Origin of the sequence: Microseira sp. BLCC-F43, assembly GCF_041929235.1 — a bacterium.
In the GTDB taxonomy this organism is placed as follows: domain Bacteria; phylum Cyanobacteriota; class Cyanobacteriia; order Cyanobacteriales; family Aerosakkonemataceae; genus Microseira.
In genome coordinates, this window is sequence record NZ_JBHFNP010000288.1 from 1 (window position 1) to 2,574 (window position 2,574).

Annotated in this window: 5 protein-coding genes; 1 reads left to right on the forward strand and 4 read right to left on the reverse strand. The window is 46.3% G+C overall.

Going from position 1 to position 2,574, the window contains the following annotated elements:
• On the forward strand, positions 1–270 hold a 270-nt coding region (locus tag ACE1CM_RS38760), incomplete at its 5' end, for a hypothetical protein (protein WP_374884263.1).
• Positions 271–313: 43 nt separating this feature from the next.
• Here the strand turns inward: ACE1CM_RS38760 and ACE1CM_RS38765 are convergent.
• The 4 genes from ACE1CM_RS38765 to ACE1CM_RS38780 form a co-directional block, all read right to left on the reverse strand.
• On the reverse strand, positions 314–1,105 hold the full coding sequence (locus tag ACE1CM_RS38765) for an S-adenosyl-l-methionine hydroxide adenosyltransferase family protein (protein ID WP_374884265.1): 792 nt from the start codon (positions 1,103–1,105) through the stop codon (positions 314–316).
• A gap of 66 nt (positions 1,106–1,171) precedes the next feature.
• Positions 1,172–1,399 (reverse strand): hypothetical protein, encoded by a 228-nt coding sequence (locus ACE1CM_RS38770; protein WP_374884267.1) that lies wholly within the window; start codon positions 1,397–1,399, stop codon positions 1,172–1,174.
• A gap of 542 nt (positions 1,400–1,941) precedes the next feature.
• Positions 1,942–2,265, reverse strand: a complete 324-nt coding sequence (locus ACE1CM_RS38775) for a hypothetical protein (protein WP_374884269.1) — start codon at positions 2,263–2,265, stop codon at positions 1,942–1,944.
• Between the two features lie 45 nt (positions 2,266–2,310).
• A partial coding sequence (locus ACE1CM_RS38780; RefSeq protein ID WP_374884271.1) for a hypothetical protein occupies positions 2,311–2,574 on the reverse strand: 264 nt, incomplete at its 5' end.

Here is a 2,574-nt window from a genome sequence, read left to right on the forward strand (position 1 = left end):
GATACGGAAACGGTCATGGGTAGTTTGGAGGGGGGTAGTTGGAAAAGTGCCAGTAATGGTAACTCGCTGGCTACCTACCCTACCGCAAGCACGGTTTCGGATGGGAGGGAGAGGCTAGTAATAACCTCTCTCGACCCTACCAATCTTTGTCTCTTTAGAGCGGGGAGTGTCAACAGGATCCAGCCTGGTAACGCAGATCCAGAGGCTCCTGCCTCTGGCAATCCGTATATCCTACAAACAATATTTTTGCCTATTTTTATCCGGACTTAGGCACGAAGCTCCTAGAAACCCGGTTTCTTTGGGTAAGTCCTGTTTATGAATCGATTAAAACTTGCACCGAAGCACCCAACTCTACCTTTAACCTCATCTGAGCATTACCGCCGTTGATAGCAATTTCCACCCAGTCGTGACTGCCAATTAAAGCAACCAAATTGCCAACTGGATTATCGCTGTAAGTTTGACATCCTAAAATAGTTTGCCCCGCAATTTCAACCGACCAAAATTTGCCTTGAACCAGAGAACCTGGAATATTTGTAACTAAATTGCCGAAGCGATCGCAATACTGTATACAACCCGTTACACCCCGCTCAATTCGCTGACATTCGGGAATCGGCAATTCAACTAAACTTGCCGGATCGATTTCTCGTCCTAGCTGTTCTAAAGGTACGCCGCTAGCGAGATGTGCCCCTACGGGGGCAAAAATATCTCGTCCGTGAAACGTCGCGCTGGGTGTTGGTACTCGCCAGTAATCGGGGTTAGTGAGTTCAAAAGCGGCAATTGCCCGACTTTGACTCAGAATACCGCCGAACAGTCCATTATCTGGCCCGACTAGGAACCCTGAGGCAAATTGTAGCGCGATCGCTCGACGATTCCCCCCCACCCCCGGATCGACTACCGCCACATGTACCGTTTGAGCGGGAAAATAACGGTAAGCACTCATCAAGCAAAACCTTCCCGCTGCAATATTCTGCGGTGGAATTTGATGGGTCAAATCCACCACCATCAGCGTCGGGTTAATTTGGGCAATAACGCCTTTCATGACGGCAACATAAACATCGTTTAAGCCAAAATCGCTCAGAAGGGTGATAATTTTAGGCTCAAGCATCTGGAATTATTTCACTATAACGATTTACTCCAAAATTTGAGGCGCAGCGCGCTGGGAATTTTTACCTCAATTGTAGACAGAGATCGCCTTTGAGCCATTGTCATCAACTGCACCAGGCGCAATCCCATAATAAAACTTCCCCTCGTGCCATTTCCAGCGGTAGCCATCCGGGTCGAATTGCGCGATTGCATCGGCAAAAGCATCACCCAATTTCTTCTTAAGTCCGCTCAACCAAACGGTTGATTTTCCCCCCCGCTTTGTTTGTAAGCCAGAAAGGTATGCTGTTATAATCAAGCGCTTGTTCCTGGGCAGAGGGTGCGCCCCCCCTGGCAGAATTCCAGCACCAACTGTTTAAACAGCAGTTTCACCAACACAGGCAGCGCAGCGCCAGCCCGCCAACCGAATTAACGCGAATTTTAGCAGTAAAAGCCACAGCTTGTTTCACTATGAAAGCTCCTCGTTGCGGATTGTTTAACCCAATCCGCGACTCCCCTTAATCAGCGGAATTTCCCTTGTGGGTCAGTCTAGCTCATCAGGCGGACAAGAGTTTGCTCTTCCTCGACCGACATGTTACACAGGTGGCACATGTTTATGACATTGCCGCGCGAGTAAAGTTTTAAAACTTGCATCAACTTTTCCGCTTCTTCGTCATTAAAAACATCCAAACTATCTTCACCGTCGCGCCAGTAAACAGTGATGACTTCTTCATCCTTAACTATGAATTAAACCCTGGCATCAACCTTAACAAATCACCTAGATGAACCTTGAACAATCTCAGCCATTTCTCCCCCTAATTTAAGCAGCCTTGAGTTCAAAACTGCGGTTAATCCCTATTATTACACGTCGCCCCGCGTTTTTGGGCTAGTCGCTAAGAATACTAAATTCCCCGTTTGTACAGGTGCTTGTTTAGCGCAAATAACATCTAAATATTCAGTTATCTCTTCTAGAGAATATTCATTTACTATTTGTTGCGCCTTTTCAGCGATATCCGTCGTGATAAAATCAATGTCATCCTGAGAAATTTCGGTGATTTGGAGCTTTTCTTTGAGATGGTCGGTTGTCATTGAGATTAATATGCCGACTATCTGTGACATCACTAGAATTTCGTTCACCGTCGTAGGGTAAACTTGAGCTAACAGTTCTTGCGGTGCTTTGTTCACATTCCTTACCTTAGGGGAATTTCGCTTGTGGGTCAGTCTAGCTCATCAGGCGGGGTTGATTGGGGAAAGACGTTGGAGAATAATGTCCCACGCTTTCTTCGATTGTGCAAGTAATTCTTCCCCCGACTCGCCTTCAAATTCCTCATAGCTACTTTCATCGTCATCATCACAGTCATTATGCCAACGAATAGTAACAATTAGCCTGTTGATAAACTCGGTTGCGGGAACAACACTTAAAGTACGGATTGCAGCGAGATTGATCCAGAGATTGCCAACTTTTATGAAAAACATGCTAGGAACCTTTATCAT

Excerpts from the sequence above, each read along its gene's own strand:
- ACE1CM_RS38765 (WP_374884265.1), bottom strand. The coding sequence starts at position 1,105 with ATGCTTGAGCCTAAAATTATCACCCTTCTGAGCGATTTTGGCTTAAAC.